General features: G+C 67.6%; 12 protein-coding genes. 5 read left to right on the top strand and 7 right to left on the bottom strand.

Features of this window, described 5'->3' with window-relative positions; all coding sequences use genetic code 11:
* Nucleotides 1-225: 225 nt before the first annotated feature.
* Together BLQ28_RS11485 and BLQ28_RS11480 are read left to right on the top strand one after the other, a co-directional pair.
* Complete coding sequence (locus BLQ28_RS11485; RefSeq protein WP_093239156.1) at nt 226-951, top strand: response regulator transcription factor; 726 nt, start codon at nt 226-228, stop codon at nt 949-951.
* Nucleotides 861-2,789 carry a sensor histidine kinase gene (locus BLQ28_RS11480; RefSeq protein ID WP_093239155.1) on the top strand — a complete coding sequence of 643 codons (1,929 nt, stop codon included), beginning with the start codon at nt 861-863 and terminating at the stop codon, nt 2,787-2,789. The genes BLQ28_RS11485 and BLQ28_RS11480 overlap by 91 nt, the downstream gene beginning before the upstream one ends.
* A gap of 79 nt (nt 2,790-2,868) precedes the next feature.
* Here the strand turns inward: BLQ28_RS11480 and BLQ28_RS11475 are convergent, their stop codons facing one another.
* A complete protein-coding gene (locus BLQ28_RS11475) occupies nt 2,869-3,693 on the bottom strand; it encodes an undecaprenyl-diphosphate phosphatase (RefSeq protein ID WP_093239153.1) in 825 nt (274 codons plus the stop codon).
* A gap of 177 nt (nt 3,694-3,870) precedes the next feature.
* Here BLQ28_RS11475 and BLQ28_RS11470 point away from each other — a divergent pair, with 177 nt between their 5' ends.
* Nucleotides 3,871-4,761 carry a hypothetical protein gene (locus BLQ28_RS11470; RefSeq protein WP_093239151.1) on the top strand — a complete coding sequence of 297 codons (891 nt, stop codon included), beginning with the start codon at nt 3,871-3,873 and terminating at the stop codon, nt 4,759-4,761.
* On the opposite strand, the gene BLQ28_RS11465 is transcribed toward BLQ28_RS11470, so the two are convergent.
* From BLQ28_RS11465 to BLQ28_RS11455, 3 genes are all read right to left on the bottom strand, one after another.
* Entirely contained in the window at nt 4,747-5,418 is a 672-nt protein-coding gene (locus BLQ28_RS11465) for an aspartate/glutamate racemase family protein (protein WP_093239150.1), read from the bottom strand. The two genes, BLQ28_RS11470 and BLQ28_RS11465, sit on opposite strands and share 15 nt — an antisense overlap.
* A 12-nt stretch (nt 5,419-5,430) precedes the next feature.
* Nucleotides 5,431-6,345 carry a transporter substrate-binding domain-containing protein gene (locus BLQ28_RS11460; protein WP_093239148.1) on the bottom strand — a complete coding sequence of 305 codons (915 nt, stop codon included), beginning with the start codon at nt 6,343-6,345 and terminating at the stop codon, nt 5,431-5,433.
* A gap of 72 nt (nt 6,346-6,417) precedes the next feature.
* Nucleotides 6,418-7,752, bottom strand: a complete 1,335-nt coding sequence (locus BLQ28_RS11455) for an aspartate aminotransferase family protein (protein ID WP_093239146.1) — start codon at nt 7,750-7,752, stop codon at nt 6,418-6,420.
* Between the two features lie 137 nt (nt 7,753-7,889).
* Here BLQ28_RS11455 and BLQ28_RS11450 point away from each other — a divergent pair, with 137 nt between their 5' ends.
* A complete protein-coding gene (locus tag BLQ28_RS11450) occupies nt 7,890-8,756 on the top strand; it encodes a MurR/RpiR family transcriptional regulator (RefSeq protein WP_093239145.1) in 867 nt (288 codons plus the stop codon).
* 27 nt (nt 8,757-8,783) lie between these two features.
* On the opposite strand, the gene BLQ28_RS11445 is transcribed toward BLQ28_RS11450, so the two are convergent.
* The gene (locus BLQ28_RS11445) at nt 8,784-9,512 is read right to left on the bottom strand and encodes a GntR family transcriptional regulator (protein WP_093239143.1); all 729 of its coding nucleotides are present in this window, start codon (nt 9,510-9,512) and stop codon (nt 8,784-8,786) included.
* Nucleotides 9,513-9,807: 295 nt separating this feature from the next.
* On the opposite strand from BLQ28_RS11445, the gene BLQ28_RS11440 reads away from it, so the two are divergent.
* Entirely contained in the window at nt 9,808-10,173 is a 366-nt protein-coding gene (locus tag BLQ28_RS11440; RefSeq protein ID WP_093239467.1) for an SPW repeat protein, read from the top strand.
* A gap of 91 nt (nt 10,174-10,264) precedes the next feature.
* On the opposite strand, the gene BLQ28_RS11435 is transcribed toward BLQ28_RS11440, so the two are convergent.
* The gene (locus tag BLQ28_RS11435) at nt 10,265-11,755 is read right to left on the bottom strand and encodes an efflux transporter outer membrane subunit (protein WP_093239142.1); all 1,491 of its coding nucleotides are present in this window, start codon (nt 11,753-11,755) and stop codon (nt 10,265-10,267) included.
* 23 nt (nt 11,756-11,778) lie between these two features.
* A complete protein-coding gene (locus BLQ28_RS11430; protein ID WP_093239140.1) occupies nt 11,779-15,069 on the bottom strand; it encodes an efflux RND transporter permease subunit in 3,291 nt (1,096 codons plus the stop codon).
* Nucleotides 15,070-15,463: the final 394 nt, after the last annotated feature.

Genomic DNA, 15,463 nt, shown 5'->3' with positions numbered 1-15,463 from the left:
GAACGGCGGCGGCGCCAGCCTTGCCCCGCGCCGGGCGATTTCCGGCGCAACCCCCTTGCGGGGCGCGATATTCCAGAAAAGCCGATGCTTCTTGCCGATTCGGCATGGCTTGCTGTCTTGTAAATGTCGCAACGATAGATACAAATTGAAATACTCGCAAACAATCCCCGAAAATAAGTAAAAACGTCCAACGCACCGCGACAGACAGATCCAAAATGCCGCCACATGTCATCTCTCCAGATCGAAGAAGCTGAACCTGTTTCACTGAGCCCCGCGCTCGTGATCGAGGACGATCCGGCGATGCAGGATCGCCTGCGCTATGTGCTGTCCACGCTCGGCTGCGATGACCAGCTGATCGCCGTCGCGGACAGCGTGGCCGGGGCCAAGCTGCTGCTCGAGCAACATCACTACGGCATCGTTCTGGTCGACATCGGTCTGCCCGATGGCAATGGCGTGGAGCTGATCAGCTGGCTGCAGATTCGCCGCCCGGGCGTTCCGGCGGTGGTGATCTCGGCCTGGCGGACCGAAGAAATCATCTTTGCGGCGCTGCGCGCCGGTGCCATCGGCTACCTGCTCAAGGAGCGGGACGACCTCGAACTGAGCATTGCGCTGCGCAGCATCGAGCAGGGCGGCGCATCGATCGACCCGTCCATCGCGCGCCGCATCATCGCGTGGCTTGCCACCACGCAGGGCCCCACACGCGCTGCCGCCGTGCTGCCGGACGAAAGCGGCACGGAGTCCGCCTCCGCGCCGGCCACCGCCCTGACGCCGCGTGAACGCAAAATCCTCGAACTGGTGGCGCAAGGGCTGAGCAACCGCGACATGGCCGAAGTGCTGTCCATTTCCAGGTTGACCGTTGAATGCCACACCAAGAACATCTACCGCAAGCTGGCCGTCAACTCGCGCACCGAGGCGGTCTTCCAGGGGCGAAAGCACGGCTTGCTGCACTGATCGGCGCCTGCTTCTTCTCATTTTTTCTTCTTCTCGCGGCCGGCCCGGCGCTGGCGCAACCCGCATCTGCACCCGCGCCCGCACTCCATGCCGAAGCCGCGCGCGGCACCGGCTGGGACGATGCGGCACCACCCACCGAAGGCTGGACGCCCGTCACCCTGCCCGACAGCTGGGCCGAGCGCTGGCCCGATTTCGACGGCGTGGTCTGGTACCGGCTCACCTGGGAGCAGCCGTCGCCGGTCACTGAAGCCGGCCTGATGCTGCACTACCTGAACATGGCCGGCGAGGTGTCGCTCAATGGCGTGCCGATCTCGCGCGACGACAGCCTGGTCGAGCCGCTCACGCGCGGCTGGAACACGCCGCGCTACTGGCTCCTGGCGCCGCCGCTGCTCAAGCCCGGCACCAACACGCTGCTGGTGCGGGTGTCGGGCCTGTTCGCCTACCAGGCGGGGCTGGGGCCGGTCAGCCTCGGCGCGCCGGCCGCGCTGCAGGCCGAGTTCGACCACGAGCGCCTGGTGCGCCGCGACCTGCAGGTGCTGGGCCTGGCGGTCAGCGCCGCGGTGTCGGCCTTTTTCGCCGCGCTGTGGGTGCTGCGCCGACGCGAGACGGCATACGGCTGGTTCGCGATGATGTCCGTGCTGTGGCTGCTGTTCGGCTACAACCAGATCGCGACCAGCCCCTGGCCCTTTGCCAGCAACCACAGCTGGCAGGCGATGAACACGTCGCTGCTGCTGGTGTTCGACGTGTCCTACATCGTCTTCGCGCTGCGCTTCTGCCAGCGGCGCATGCCGCGGCTGGAAGCCGCCGCGCTGCTGGTCGCCGCAGCCGGCGTGCTCGACCTGTGGCTCGCGAGCGGTCCGGGCCTGACCACGCACCGCGCCATCTGGACGCTGGTGGGCGGGCTGACGGTCATTGCCGTGAACTGCAGCTCGATCATTCACGCCCTGCGCCACCGCGACAGCCCGATGCGCTCGCTCGCGCCCTTCATGGCGGTGTCGGCCGTCACGGCCGGGCACGACCTGCTGGTTTTCACGCAGGTGATCGACAGCAACATCTACTACACGACGATGTCCTCGTACGTGCTGCTGCTGGGCATGGCCCTGACGCAGGCGGCGCGCTTCGTGCAGAGCCTCAAGCGCATCGAGAACTTCAACACCGAGTTGATCGAGGAAGTGAACGCCGCCAAGGCCGAGCTGGCCGCCACGCTCGCGCAGCAACATGCGCTGGAGCTGGCGCACGCGCGCATCGGCGAGCGCGTCAACCTCGTGAGCGACCTGCACGACGGGCTGGGCGGCATGCTGGTCGGCAGCATCGCGACGCTGGAGCGCCGGCCCGAAGAACTGTCGGCACCGCAGCTGCTGGCCATGCTCAAGAGCCTGCGCGACGACCTGCGGCTGATCATCGACGCCACCGGCCGGGGCGATGGCGCCCTCGCCTTCGGCGAGCTGCTGGTGCCGCTGCGCCATCGCATCTCGCAGCTCCTCGATGCCAACGGCATCGACTGCCGCTGGCAGGTGTCGGGCATCGACACGCTGGAGCTTTCGCCCTCGCACAGCCTGGAGCTGCTGCGCTTTCTGCAGGAGGCCCTGACCAATGTGCTGAAGCACAGCGCGAGCCGCCGCGTGGACGTGGCCGTGCAGCGCGCGGAGGGGGAGCTTCGGTTGAGCGTGCGCGACGACGGCCGCGGCTTTGCGGTCGATGCGGCCCGCAGCGCCGACGGGGCGGGCCTGCGAAGCCTGCGGGCCCGCGCCCGGCGGCTGGGCGCCGAACTGCAGCTCGACTCCCGCCCGGGTGACACACACGTGGCGCTGCGGATGCCGCTCGCGCCGGTGGCCTGAGGTCACTCAGGCCCTTATTGAGACCGGAGACCGCGCGCGCGATCCGACGGCGGTCAGCGGGAAATCAACAGCCGATCGATCAGTCGGCCCAGACCACCAGCCCGCTCCACGCCGTCGCCAGCACCACGATGCCGAAGGCGATGCGGTACCAGGCGAACGGAATGAAGTTGTGGGTGCTGATGTACCTCAGCAGCCAGCGCACGCACAGCCAGGCGCTGACGAACGAAAACACCAGCCCCACCGCGAACAGCGGAATGTCGGCCACCGACAGCAGCGCACGCTCTTTGTAGAGGCTGTACACGCCGGCACCGATCAGCGTCGGGATCGCCAGGAAAAACGAGAAGTCGGTCGCTGCCTGTCGCGACAGGCCCAGCAGCATGCCGCCGATGATGGTCGAGCCGCTGCGGCTGGTGCCCGGGATCATCGCGAAGCACTGCACCAGGCCCACCTTGAGCGCGTCCCACGCCGTCATGTCGTCGACATGCTCGACGCGCACCGAGCCCGGTGGCCGCTTTTCGGCCCACAGGATGATGAAGCCGCCGATGATGAAAGTGCTCGCCACCACGGTCGGAATGAACAGGTGCGCCTTGATTGCCTTGCCGAACAGCAGCCCCAGCACCACCGCCGGCAGGAAGCCGATGAAGATGTTCAGCGCCAGGCGCTGCGCCTTCGGCTGCCGGGGCAGCGCGACCACGGTCGACTTGATCTTCTGCCAATACACCAGGATCACCGCGAAGATGGCCCCGGTCTGGATGGCGATGTCGAAGACCTTCGCCTTGTCGTCGTCGAAGCCCAGCAGCGAGCCCGCAAGAATCAGGTGGCCGGTCGACGAGATCGGAAGAAATTCGGTCAGCCCCTCCACGATGCCCATGACGGCGGCCTTGACCAGCAAAACGATGTCCACGCGTACTCCTTGAAAGACCGGCGATTATCGCGAGGCCACAAGTCAGCCCGCATTCAGGTGCGGGCGAAAAACCGACACATGCGGCCCGCAAGATACCCAGTTCAGGTGATGTTCGGCCGCTACGCTTTGACACATATTCCGGCGTGACCATTCATCTGCGTCCGAAGGAGTTTTGCAATGCGAACGTTCACCCCCGGGGATGGGCATGAAGAGCATGTGTCGACCGCCGACGACCACGGCAAGGACCGCCGCAAGAACGCCCGGGAAATCGAGATCGACCAGCATGCCTCGCTGAAGCGGGTGGCCGAGGCCACGGGCGCCTCGGCCCACGAGCTGCAGCAGCTGATGCAGCGCCTGCTCGACATCAACCGCGGCGGCACGAGCGCCGGCATCGTCGCGCAGGGCCACATCGCGGCCGACCGGATGGAATCGGCCATGCAGGCGCTGGACCTGGGCGACGGCAGCGTGGCCGAGCAGCGCGCCGACGCGATACAGAGCATCGACTTCTGGCTGCTGGAGCCGCTCGACCCGGCGCACGACAAGAAGTGGTACGCCCGCTGGAAGTTCTGGAGCTTCATCCTGGGTGCGCCCGGCCCGGAAGCCTCGCTCACCCTGCAGGGCCTGGCGCTGCGGCCCAGCGAACCAGGCGATGCGCATGCCGACCTGGTGGCCAAGGCGCGCAAGGTACTTGAAAGCTGGCGCCGCACTTCCGACCCGTTGTTCTGGTCGGCCGTCGAATGCTATGTGCGGCAGCACTCGTTCTCGCTCGAAACGCAGGCCTACCTGCTGCACTGCATCGCGGTCGTGTTCGGCGGCGACTCCATGAAGCTGTCGAACGCTCAGAGCGAACAGCTCACGGGCATTCTTGCCAACACCTATTGCGATGCGCTGGGCACCTCGGCAACGCTGCCTTCGTCGGACATCTACCGGCGCCTGTCGCAAGGCCTCGAAGCGACCGACCGCGAGACCGGCCTCACGCGCATGCTGGGCCGCGGCGATGCGGCCCAGATCGCGATGACCGCCCTGTTCTCGATCATCGAAGGCCCGAACCGGTCAGGCCTGCGCTGAACCGGGCGCGGTGCGCCGGCGCAGCGCGCGCACCGCGCTGTCGACCGTGGTCAGCACCGGCAATCCGCTCGCCCGTGCGCAGGCGTCGCGTGCCCGCGCCATGCTGAACTGCGCCAGCGCGATGCGCGTGCAGCCGCGCTCGCGCAGCGCCACGGCCTGCGCCGCGATCAATGCGTCGTGCCGTTGGGTGTCGCCGGCGTTCAAGGCGTCGAGCGCGCCTTCGGCCAATGCCAGTTCAAGTGCCGTGCCGGCCGGAAACTCGGGTGGCATCGACGCCAGCGTGGGCGCGAAGGTGGCGATCAGCCCGAGCCTGCCCTGCCCTTGCGCCGGCCCCTGCGTGGCCTCGTCGACCATCGCCTCGTTCGGCTTGAGCACCGGCATGCCCGCATGCCGCCGCGCCACGGCCTCGATGCAGGGCCCGAAGGCCGAGCAGGTGAAGAGGATGCCCTGCGCGCCGGTATCGACCGCGTACTGCGCCAGCCGCTGGAAGCGCTCGTGCATCGCCGCGTCCAGCCCTTGCCCGTTGCGGGCGAGGTCGGCCGAGAGGCTGTCGTCGAGCAGGTTCATGCGCAGCGCCTCGGGCCAGTCGCGCGCAAAGGCTTCGTTGATGGGCGCGACGGAATGCGAAAGCGCGTGGATCAGGGCGATGCGTGTCATGAAGCGAGCGGCTCAGATGCCCTTGGACGACGGGTTGGCAAACGCGTCCTTCGTCTCGGCGTTGAGCGGGTAGTTGATGTTGATGCCCTTCGGCGGAATCGGCGAGGTGAACCACCTGGCATAGAGCTTTTCCATCTCGCCCGACTTCATCATGCCCGACACCACGCGGTCGACCAGCGCCTTGAAGGCCGGGTCGTCCTTGCGGAACATCAGCGACTGGTTCTCGGTGCGCAGGCTCTCGCCGGTGATGATGAAGTCCTTCGGGTTGCGCGCATTGGCGATCTGCCCGGCCAGCAGGATGTCGTCGAGCACGAAGGCCTGGGCACGGCCGCTTTCGACCAGCAGGAACGAGTCGCTGTGGTCCTTGCCGGCGAGGTTGTTCACCTCGAGGCTGCGGCCCCGGTCGGCCTCGCGCAGCAGGCGGAACGAGGTGGTGCCGCTGGTGGTGGCCACCGTTTTGCCCTGCAGGTCGGCAATGCTCTTGATGCCCGAATCGGCCTTGACCAGCATGCGCACGTTGTAGCGGAAGATGTCCGGCGAAAAGGCCACCTGCTTCTGGCGCTCGACCAGGTTGGTGGTGGAGCCGCATTCGATGTCGACCGTGCCGTTCTGCACCAGCGGGATGCGGTTGGCCGAGGTCACGGCCTGGTACTTGATCTCGATGGCGGGCATCTTCAGCTCGGCCTTGGCTGCCTCGACGATGCGCTTGCAGATCTCGATGCTGTAGCCCACGGGCTTGAGGTTGCTGTCGAGGTACGAGAAGCCGAACGACGACTCGCGGTAGCCGAAGGTGATGGCGCCGCTGGCCTTGATCTTGGCGAGCGTGTCGCTCTCCTGGGCCTGGGCCGCCATGTGCGGCAACAGGAAGGCGAAGGCGACCGCGAGAGCGGCAGCACCGACGGGAATCGGCAGACGAAGCTTGGGCATGAAAGCGCTCCTGGGAACGGCGGTTGAAGAAACGGGGACGAAAGAAGAGATGCGGCGCCGGGCGTTGAACGCTCAGCGCGCGGCGGCCCGCGTGACCGCATCGATGGAGGCCGCCAGGCGCGCGGCGATCTCCTGCAGGTCTTGCCGCGTGGCGATGAAGGGCGGCGCCAGCAGCACGTGGTCGCCCTGGCGGCCGTCGACCGTGCCGCCGAAGGGGTAGCACAGCAGGCCGCGCGACATGGCGTCTTTCTTGACCGCGGCGTGCAGCTTCAGCGCGGGATCGAAAGGCGCCTTGGTTGTGCGGTCGGCCACCAGTTCGATGCCCCAGAAGAAGCCACGGCCGCGAATGTCGCCCACGTGCGGGTGCGCACCCAGCGCCTCGGCCAGCATCGCGCCGAAGGCGATGCCGTCGTCGTGCACCTTGGCCACCAGCCCGTCGCGCCGGATCACCTGTTGCACCGCCAGCGCGGCCGCGCAGGCCATCGGATGGCCGAGGTAGGTGTGGCCATGCTGGAAGAAGCCGCTGCCCTTCGACATCGCCTCGACGACCTTGCCCTGCGCCAGCACCGCGCCGATCGGCTGGTAGCCGCCACCCAGGCCCTTGGCGATGGTGATGAGGTCGGGCACTACGCCCTCTTGTTCGCAAGCGTGCAGCGTGCCGGTGCGGCCCATGCCGCACATCACCTCGTCGAGGATCAGCAGCACGCCGTACTTGTCGCACACCGCGCGCACCGCCTTGAAGTAGCCGGGCACCGGCGTCAGCACGCCGGCGGTGGCGCCGCCGACGGTCTCGGCCACGAAGGCGATCACGCGGTCGGCGCCTTGCGCCACGATGGCGGCCTCCAGCTCGGCCGCCAGGCGCAGGCCGTATTGCTCGGCGCTTTCGTCGGCGTACTGCTCGCGGTACGGATAGCACGGCGACACATGCGTGGCCGGCACGAGGATCGGCGCGAAAGGCTCGCGCCGCCAGGCGTTGCCGCCCACCGCCAGCGCACCCAGCGTGTTGCCGTGGTAGCTCTGGCGGCGCGCGATGAAATGCGTGCGCTGCGGCTGGCCGATCTCGACGAAGTACTGGCGCGCCATCTTGAGCGCGGCCTCGACCGCCTCGGAACCGCCGCTCACCAGGTACACGTGGCTCATGCCTTCGGGCGCCGAGCCGATCAGCTCGTCGGCCAGTTGCTCCGCCACCTTGCTGGTGAAGAAGCTGGTGTGCGCGTAGGCCAGCCGGTCGAGCTGGGCGTGCATGGCGGCCAGCACCTCGGGGTGCGCGTGGCCGAGCGACGACACGGCGGCGCCGCCCGAGGCGTCGAGGTATTCGCGGCCTTCGGCGTCGCGGATGAACATGCCGTGGGAGCCGGCGGCAATGGGCGGGGTCTGGCGAAGGTGGCGGTGAAAGACGTGCGTCATGGCGGAGAAATCCTGGAACGGATCGTGGAACTAACGTTTCCATCGAATTATTTCTTGGAACATTTGTTCCGTCAACTGTTCCGTTGCAATCGCTCCGGTACATTCGTTCCAACGACAGCCAGAAAAGAGACACCGCCATGGGCGCCAGAGAACAGATCCGCCAGCGTTTCAACGAACTGAGCCCCGCGCTGCAGCAGGTGGCGCGCTACGTGCTCGACCATCCGAACGAGGTGGTCACCGGCTCGATGCGCAATGTCGGCACGCGCGCGCAGAGCACGCCCGCCACGCTGGTGCGGTTTGCGCAGCACCTGGGCTACGAAGGCTGGCCGCAGCTGAAGGAGTCTTTCGCCGCCGACATGGGCCTGGGCACCGAGACCTACGGCGGGCGCGCCAAGCAGCTCGTCGGCCGCGCGAAAGACCAGACCTTGGCCGGCGAAATGTTCGAGGTGCAGCGCCGCAACCTCGAAGCCACGCACCAGCAGAGCGAGCAGGCGCTGCAGAAGGCCTGCGCGCTGATCGAGAAGGCGCCGGCCGTGCATGCCGCGGGCTTCAGGGCCTGCTTTCCGATCGCCTTTTCATTCGTCTATGTGTATCGGCTGTTCCGCACCAGCGTGCACTTGGTCGACGGCCAGGGCGGCTCGCTCGAAATGCAGCAGCGCGCCTTTGCCAAAGGCGACGCGCTGGTGGTGGCGAGCTTTGCGCCTTACTCGCGCGAGGCGCTGCAGGTGGCGCAGGCCGCGAAGGCGGCGGGTTGCCGCATCGTGGCCATCACCGACAGCGTGACGTCGCCGCTGTCGCTGCTGGCGGACGAGACGCTGCTCTTCACCATCCACAGCCCGTCGTTCTTTCCATCGATCGCCGCCGGCGTGGCAGTGACGGAAGCGCTGGTCGAGTTGCTCGCAAGCCGCGCGGGCAAACCGGTGATCCGGCGCATCGACCAGGCCGAGGCGCAGTTGTTCGAGTCGGGCGCCTACCTGATGGCGCCGGTGGCGCGCGGTGGCTGAGCTGCTCGCGACCTGCCACGCAAGCTGTCAAACAAGCGCGCGCGTGCGGCCGGCCTTCTGGCGCAGGTTGTCCACGAGCAGGTCGCGGTTGGCCGTGATGTGCTCGCGCATGACGCTTTCGGCAACGCCCGACTCGCACCGGCCCAGCGCGTCGACGATGCGCCGGTGCTCGGCCAGCGCGTTCTGGGCCTGTTCGCGCCGGTAGAGCAGCACCGAGGCGTCGCGGTTGTGCGGCCGCAGCTTGCTGTCGAAGATGATCGGCAGCTGGCAGGAGCGGACCACCGCCTCGGTCAGCCAGCGGTTGTCGGCCAGCGCCAGCAGCTTGCGGTGAAAGTCGAGGTTCAGGTCGTGCCAGAGCATGGCGTGGGCGTCGGTCCATTCCTCGCCGTACAGCAGCGCGTGCTGCTCTTCGAGCATCTGCGCCAGTTGCTCCTGGCCACGGGCATCGAGCCCGCGCTCGCCGAGCAGGCGGCAACCCATGCCCTCCAGCGTGGCGCGCAGGCTGAAGGCGTCGAACACGTCCTTGGCGTCGAAGCGGCGCACCTGAAAACCGCGCTGCGGGTGATAGACCAGCAACCCCTCGTCGGCCAGCCGTGCCATCGCGCCGCGCACAGGGGTGCGCGACACGCCGAACTCGTTGGCCAGCGTGATCTCCATCAGGTGGGCGCCGGGCGCGATGTCGCCGTCGAAGATGCGGGCGCGCAGCATGTCGGCCACGGACAGCGCGCGTGTCCGGGAGGGATCTGGGGGGTTCATCGGAGGTCGGAAACGGGGGCGGGCCGGAATCAGGCCGCGCGGATGTTACGGCTCAAGATCGGTGCGTGATATCCCCGATTTCCGTAAAAGTGCGTTTTCGGACTTTTTCGAGGATTACGGAAAATTTCTTAACATTTGCTAACACGTGTAAGCTAAAACACTGTAGTTCGCTTACAGAAAACGCCCCAAGGCGGTGCGCGCGCTGACGCGCCGGGGCCGGCCCTTCGGAACCCCGAGGGCTCCGCAAGGGTCCAATCGGTGTCGCGGCGCCTTGTCGCGACAGGAGGTAATGACCATGAAGCAAGTGAAGCATTGGCAAGACCCCGTCAACGCCGTGGCAGGCGCCTGGCTGATCGTCTCGCCCTGGGTTCTGGGCTTCCAGGACCTGACGCCCGCGATGTGGACCATGGTGGCGACCGGCATCCTGCTCGGCGCCGTGGCCCTGGGCGCGACCTTCGTGCCGCGCCAATGGGAAGAGTGGACCGAAGTCGCTCTGGCCGCCTGGCTCGCGGTTTCGCCCTGGGTGCTTGGCTTCCGCACGGCGGAAACGGCACTGGTCAATGCGGTGCTCGTCGCCGCGGTGATCCTGGTGCTCGCGCTCTGGGTGCTGGTGACCGACAAGGACTACCTCGGTCACACCATCGACCGTCCGGCCCACTGAGCGAACGCGCGATGTTGAAGAAGGGCCCCGCGCGCAGCCGGCGGCCGGGCTCCGGGGAACGGGCGCACGCATCGTCCGTTCCCTCGATTCCTCAGGGCTTGGGCTCGGAGGCGGACGGTTGCTGCTGCGTCGTCGCTGTCGTCGCAGCCTGCGCATCGCCGCCCATCCACCCGGCCTGCCAGCCGCCGCCCAACGCTTGAATGAGCGCCACGGCGGCGGTCTGGCGATTGAGTTGCACCTGCACCAGCGTGCGCCGTGCGCTCAAGGCGGCGACCTGCGCCGTCACCACGTCGGTGTAGGCCACCTGGGCTTCGCGATAGCGGTTCAGCAGTTGCTGTTCGGTCTTGTCGGCCGCATTGGAGGCTTCACGGTACATGCCCTCCTGCTGGGCCAGCGTAGCACCTGTGGTGAGCTGGTCTTCGACACCCTGGAAGGCGGCCAGCACCGTCTGGCGGTAGTGCGCCACGCTGGCGTCGTAGCTGGCCTTGGCCGCATCGACGCTGGCACCGATGGCGCCTGCATCGAACACCACCTGTGCCGCCGTCAGGCCGAGTGACCAGAGCGTATTGGGGGCGCTGAACAGGCTGCCGACCCGGCTGGCGCTGCTGCCAATCGAGGCGCTGAGATTGAAGCTCGGGAAGTAAGCCGAACGCGCAATGCCGATCTGCGAATTGGCAGCGGCCACCGCGCGCTCGGCGGCCGCGATGTCGGGCCGGCGCTGCAGCAGCGTCGTGGGCACGCCGGTCGGAATGCCGGGCACGGTCTGCGTCCAGGGTGCAGGTGCCAGGCTGAAGTCCGCCGGTGCGGCGCCTACCAGCACTGCGATGGCGTGTTCCAGCGTGGCGCGGGTGCGCACCAGCGTCAGGCGGGTGGCGCGCGCGTTGGCCAACTGGGTCTGGGCCTGCAGCACGTCGGTCTGCGCGGCGATGGCGGCGTTGTAGCGGTTGCGCGTGATCTCGAAGGCACGCTCGTAGCCCTTGATCGTCTCGTCGAGCAGGCCGATCTCGACATCGGCCTCGCGCAGCGACAGGTAGTTGGTCGCCAGGTCGCCAATGGCCGACAGCCGTGCCGATGCGAGGTCGGCCTCGCTAGCCTGCGCATTGGCCGACGCGCTGTTCACCGATTCCCGCAGCCGCCCCCAGACATCGGGCGCCCAGGCGGCGCCCAGCGAGGCGGCGAAAGCGTTGCTCGGGGGGGTGTCGCCACCGCCCGTGCGCTTGCCGGACCCATTGAGCGTCAGCGACGGGAACAGCGCCGCGCGTTGCCCCCGCACCAGCGCCTGGGCATTGGCGTAGTTGGCGACTGCCGCGGCAATGTTCTGGTTCGACACCTGCACGCGCGAGGCCAGTTTGTCGAGCGTCGGGTCGCCGAACAGCTTCCACCATTCACCACGGTCCAGCGCATCGGCCGGCGCGGCGGGCAGCCAGCCTTCGGCGGCCTTCTGCTCCTTCCAGTAAGTAGGCGACGCGCTGGCCGGCAACTGGTAGCGCGGACCGACGGAACAACCCGCGAGCAAGGCCGCCAGGGCGAGCGCCGAGAGCGCGAAGCGGCTCGAACGATGAGGGAAAAGCGATGCGTTCATGGCGGTGTTCTCAGGCGGTCATCTCAGGCGTTCGCGGCGCGGCCCAGTTCGTTCTCATGGGCGCCGCGGCGGCGCAATTTGTCGAGCAGCAGGTAGACCACCGGCGTGGTCAGCAGGGTCAGCAACTGGCTGGCGATCAGTCCGCCGATGATGGCCACGCCCAATGGCCGGCGCAATTCGGCGCCCTCCCCGAAGCCGATGGCCAGCGGCAGCGCGCCGAGTGCGGCCGCCAGTGTGGTCATCAGGATCGGGCGGAAGCGCAGCAGGCAGGCCTCGCGCACCGCCTCCATCGGCGAAAGCCCGCGCGAGCGCTCGGCCTCCAGCGCGAAGTCGATGATGAGAATGGCGTTCTTCTTCACGATGCCGATCAGCAGGAACACGCCGATGAGCGCAATGATCGAGAACTCCATGCGGAACATCAGCAGCGCCAGCACCGCGCCCACGCCGGCCGACGGCAGCGTCGACAGCACGGTGATCGGATGCACCAGGCTTTCGTAGAGGATGCCCAGCACGATGTAGATCACGATCAGCGCGGCCAGGATCAGCATGGCCTGCTGGCTCTGCGATTGCTGCGCGCTCGCGGCCGTACCCGAGAACGAACCGCGCACGTTGGTGGGCATGGCGATATTGGCCTCGGCCTTGGCGATGGCCTCGCGCGCATCGCCCAGGTTCGCGCCCTCGACGAGGTTGAACGAGATCGTGGTTGCCAGTTCGCCGTCTTCGTGGCTCACGGACGTGGCGACCGAGTTCTCGAAGAACTTCGCCACGGCCGACAGCGGCACCAGGCTGGTGGCCGTGTTGCTCAGCACGTTGCCCGACGAGGCATTGCGCAGCGCGGGGTTCGCCGATACGGGCACCGAAGCGCTTGCACCGGTGCTCGTGCCTGCGCTTGCGGACGTCTTGCTGGCGGACGCCGCTGAATTGGCGGTCGTGGTGGGGGCCGCGATCTGGGTGGTCACGGCCTGCCCGGCCACGACCACGGTCTTGGTCGCGGGCACGTACACGTCGCTCAATGCATTGGGGCTGAGCGTGTAGCGCGGCGCCCACTCCATCACCACGTGGTACTGGTTGAGCTCGGTGTAGATGGTCGCCACCTGGCGCTGGCCGAAGGCGTTGTAGAGCGCGTTGTCGACCGCCGTCGAGGTCAGGCCGAGCCGGCGCGCGCTGTCGGGATCGACCTGCGCCATCATCTCGACGCCGTTCTCGCTCTGGTCGGTGTCGATGTCGGCCAGCACCGGCTGCAGCTTCATCTCGTCGGCCAGCTTGTTGGCCCACACGCGCAGGTCGGCCAGGCTGTCGCTCTTGAGCGTGTACTGGTAGGTGGAGTTGCTGGAGCGGCCGCCCGACCGCACGTCCTGCACCGTTCCCAGGAACACGCGCAGGCCGGCCACCTCGTTGAGCTTGGGCCGCAGACGGGCGATCACGGCCAGGCCGCTGTCCTTGCGCTGGCTGGCAGGCTTCAGGTTGACGAACATGAAGCCGCCGCCCGCGCGGCTGCCGCCGGTGAAGCCCACCACGGTATCGACCGCCTCGTCGGCGCGGATGATGTCGACCACCTCGCGCAGCTTCGCGGCCATGGCCTTCGACGAAATGCTCTGGTCGGCGCGCAGGCCGCCGTTGAGCTGGCCGCTGTCCTGCTGCGGAAAGAAGCCCTTCGGCGCGGCGCTGAACAGATACACGTTCAGCCCCACCACCGCCACCAGGACCAGCATGACCAGCCCCTTGTTGTCGAGCGCCCAGTCGAGGCTGTGCTCGTAGCGCTTGAGCACCCATTCGTAGCCACGCGCCGCGATGCGGCCGAAGCGGCCCTGCGGCTTGTCCTTGTCGTGCTCGCCGCCAGGCTTGAGCAGCCACGCGCACATCATGGGCGTGGTGGTCAGCGAGATCACGAGCGAGATCATCACCGCCGCCGACAGCGTGACCGCGAACTCGCGGAACAGCCGGCCCACCTGCCCGCCCATGAACAGCAGCGGAATGAACACCGCCACCAGCGACACGCTGATCGACAGCACGGTGAAGCCCACCTCCTTCGCGCCGAGCAGCGCCGCCTTCATGCGCGACATGCCCGACTCGATGTGGCGGCTGGTGTTTTCGAGCACCACGATGGCGTCGTCGACCACGAAGCCAGTGGCTACCGTGAGCGCCATCAGGCTCAGGTTGTTGAGGCTGAAGCCCAGCAGGTACATCACGCCGAAAGTGCCCAGAAGCGCCGCCACCGTGGCCACCGCCGGCACGATGGTCGCGCGCACGCTGCGCAGGAACAGGCTCACCACCAGCACCACCAGCAGCACCGAGATGACCAGCGTCAGCTCGACCTCGCGCAGCGAACCGCGAATGGAATTGGTGCTGTCCGACGCCACCTGCAGCGTCACGTCGGGCGGCAACTGGGCCTGCAGCTCGGGCAGCAGCGCGCGCACGCTGTCCACCGTTTCGATGATGTTGGCCGAGGGCTGCCGCGTGATCAGCACGATGATCGCGGGCTCGCCATTGAACAGGCCCAACGTGCGCGTGTCTTCCACGCCGTCGACCACCTCGGCCACGTCCTGCAGCCGCACAGCCGCGCCGTTGCGCCAGGCCACCACCATCGAGGCGTAGTCGCTGGCGCGCAGGGCCGGCGTCTGTGTGTAGATCTGCAGCTTGCGGCCCTCGCCCTGCACCATGCCCTTGGGCCGGTTGGCATTCGAGGCCTGGATTGCGGCGCGCACGTCGTCGGTGCTGATGCCGTAGCGGCTGAGCGCGAACGGCAGCAGCTCCACGCGCACGGCGGGCAGCGAGCCGCCGCCGATTTCGACGTCGCCCACGCCATCCACCTGCGACAGGCGCTGGCTCACGATGTTCGACACCGCGTCGTAGATCTGGCCGGGCGTCTTGGTCTTGGACGTGAGTGCCAGGATGATCACCGGCGAGGCCGCCGGGTTCGCCTTGCGGTAGGTCGGGTTGCTGCGCAGCGTGGCGGGCAGGTCGACCCGGCTGGCGTTGATGGCTGCCTGTACCTCGCGCGCGGCGCCGTCGATGTTGCGGCTCAGGTCGAACTGGAGCGTGACGCGCGCGGTGCCGACTGCGCTCGTCGAGGTCATTTCGTTGACGCCGGCGATGGTGCCCAGGTGGCGCTCCAGCGGAGTTGCCACGCTGGTCGCCATGGTCTCGGGGCTGGCGCCGGGGATGGCGGCGCTGACGGAGATGACGGGGTAGTCGACCTGGGGGAGCGGGGAGACAGGGAGGACGAAGAAGGCGGCTATGCCGGCCAGGGCTACGCCTATGGTCAGGAGGACTGTGCCTATGGGGCGTTTGACGAAGGGAAGCGAGAGGTTCATTGCTTTGCCTCCTGCTCAGGGCCGGGTCTTTGCGATCCTGGCGCTTCTTGCTGAAAGCAGAGGCTCCGCTCTTGCGATCGTTGCGCTCCTTGCGGAGGGCTGAGGCCGGGTCTCGCCCCGGCGGGCGACCTACTTTTCTTTGCTTCGCCAAAGAAACGTAGGCAAAAGAAAGGCGACCCTGCTGTCTGCGTCCCTGCGCTTCGCTCCGGGCAACCTGCGGTGCTCACGTTTCGCGGGGTCTCGCCCAAACTCGCTTCGCTCAAACAAGGGCGAGCCCTGATCCGCGAAACGCTCCGCTCCTCGGCGCAGCCAGAGGGGCTTGGATACCGAACGCGCCATCGCTTCGCTCGGCTTGGGGCCGGGCCTTTGCTTCGCTCGACTTGGGCTCTGGCTC

Source organism: Variovorax sp. EL159, assembly GCF_900100965.1.
In the GTDB taxonomy this organism is placed as follows: domain Bacteria; phylum Pseudomonadota; class Gammaproteobacteria; order Burkholderiales; family Burkholderiaceae_C; genus Variovorax.
This window is presented reverse-complemented; position numbering and strand designations above follow the sequence as displayed.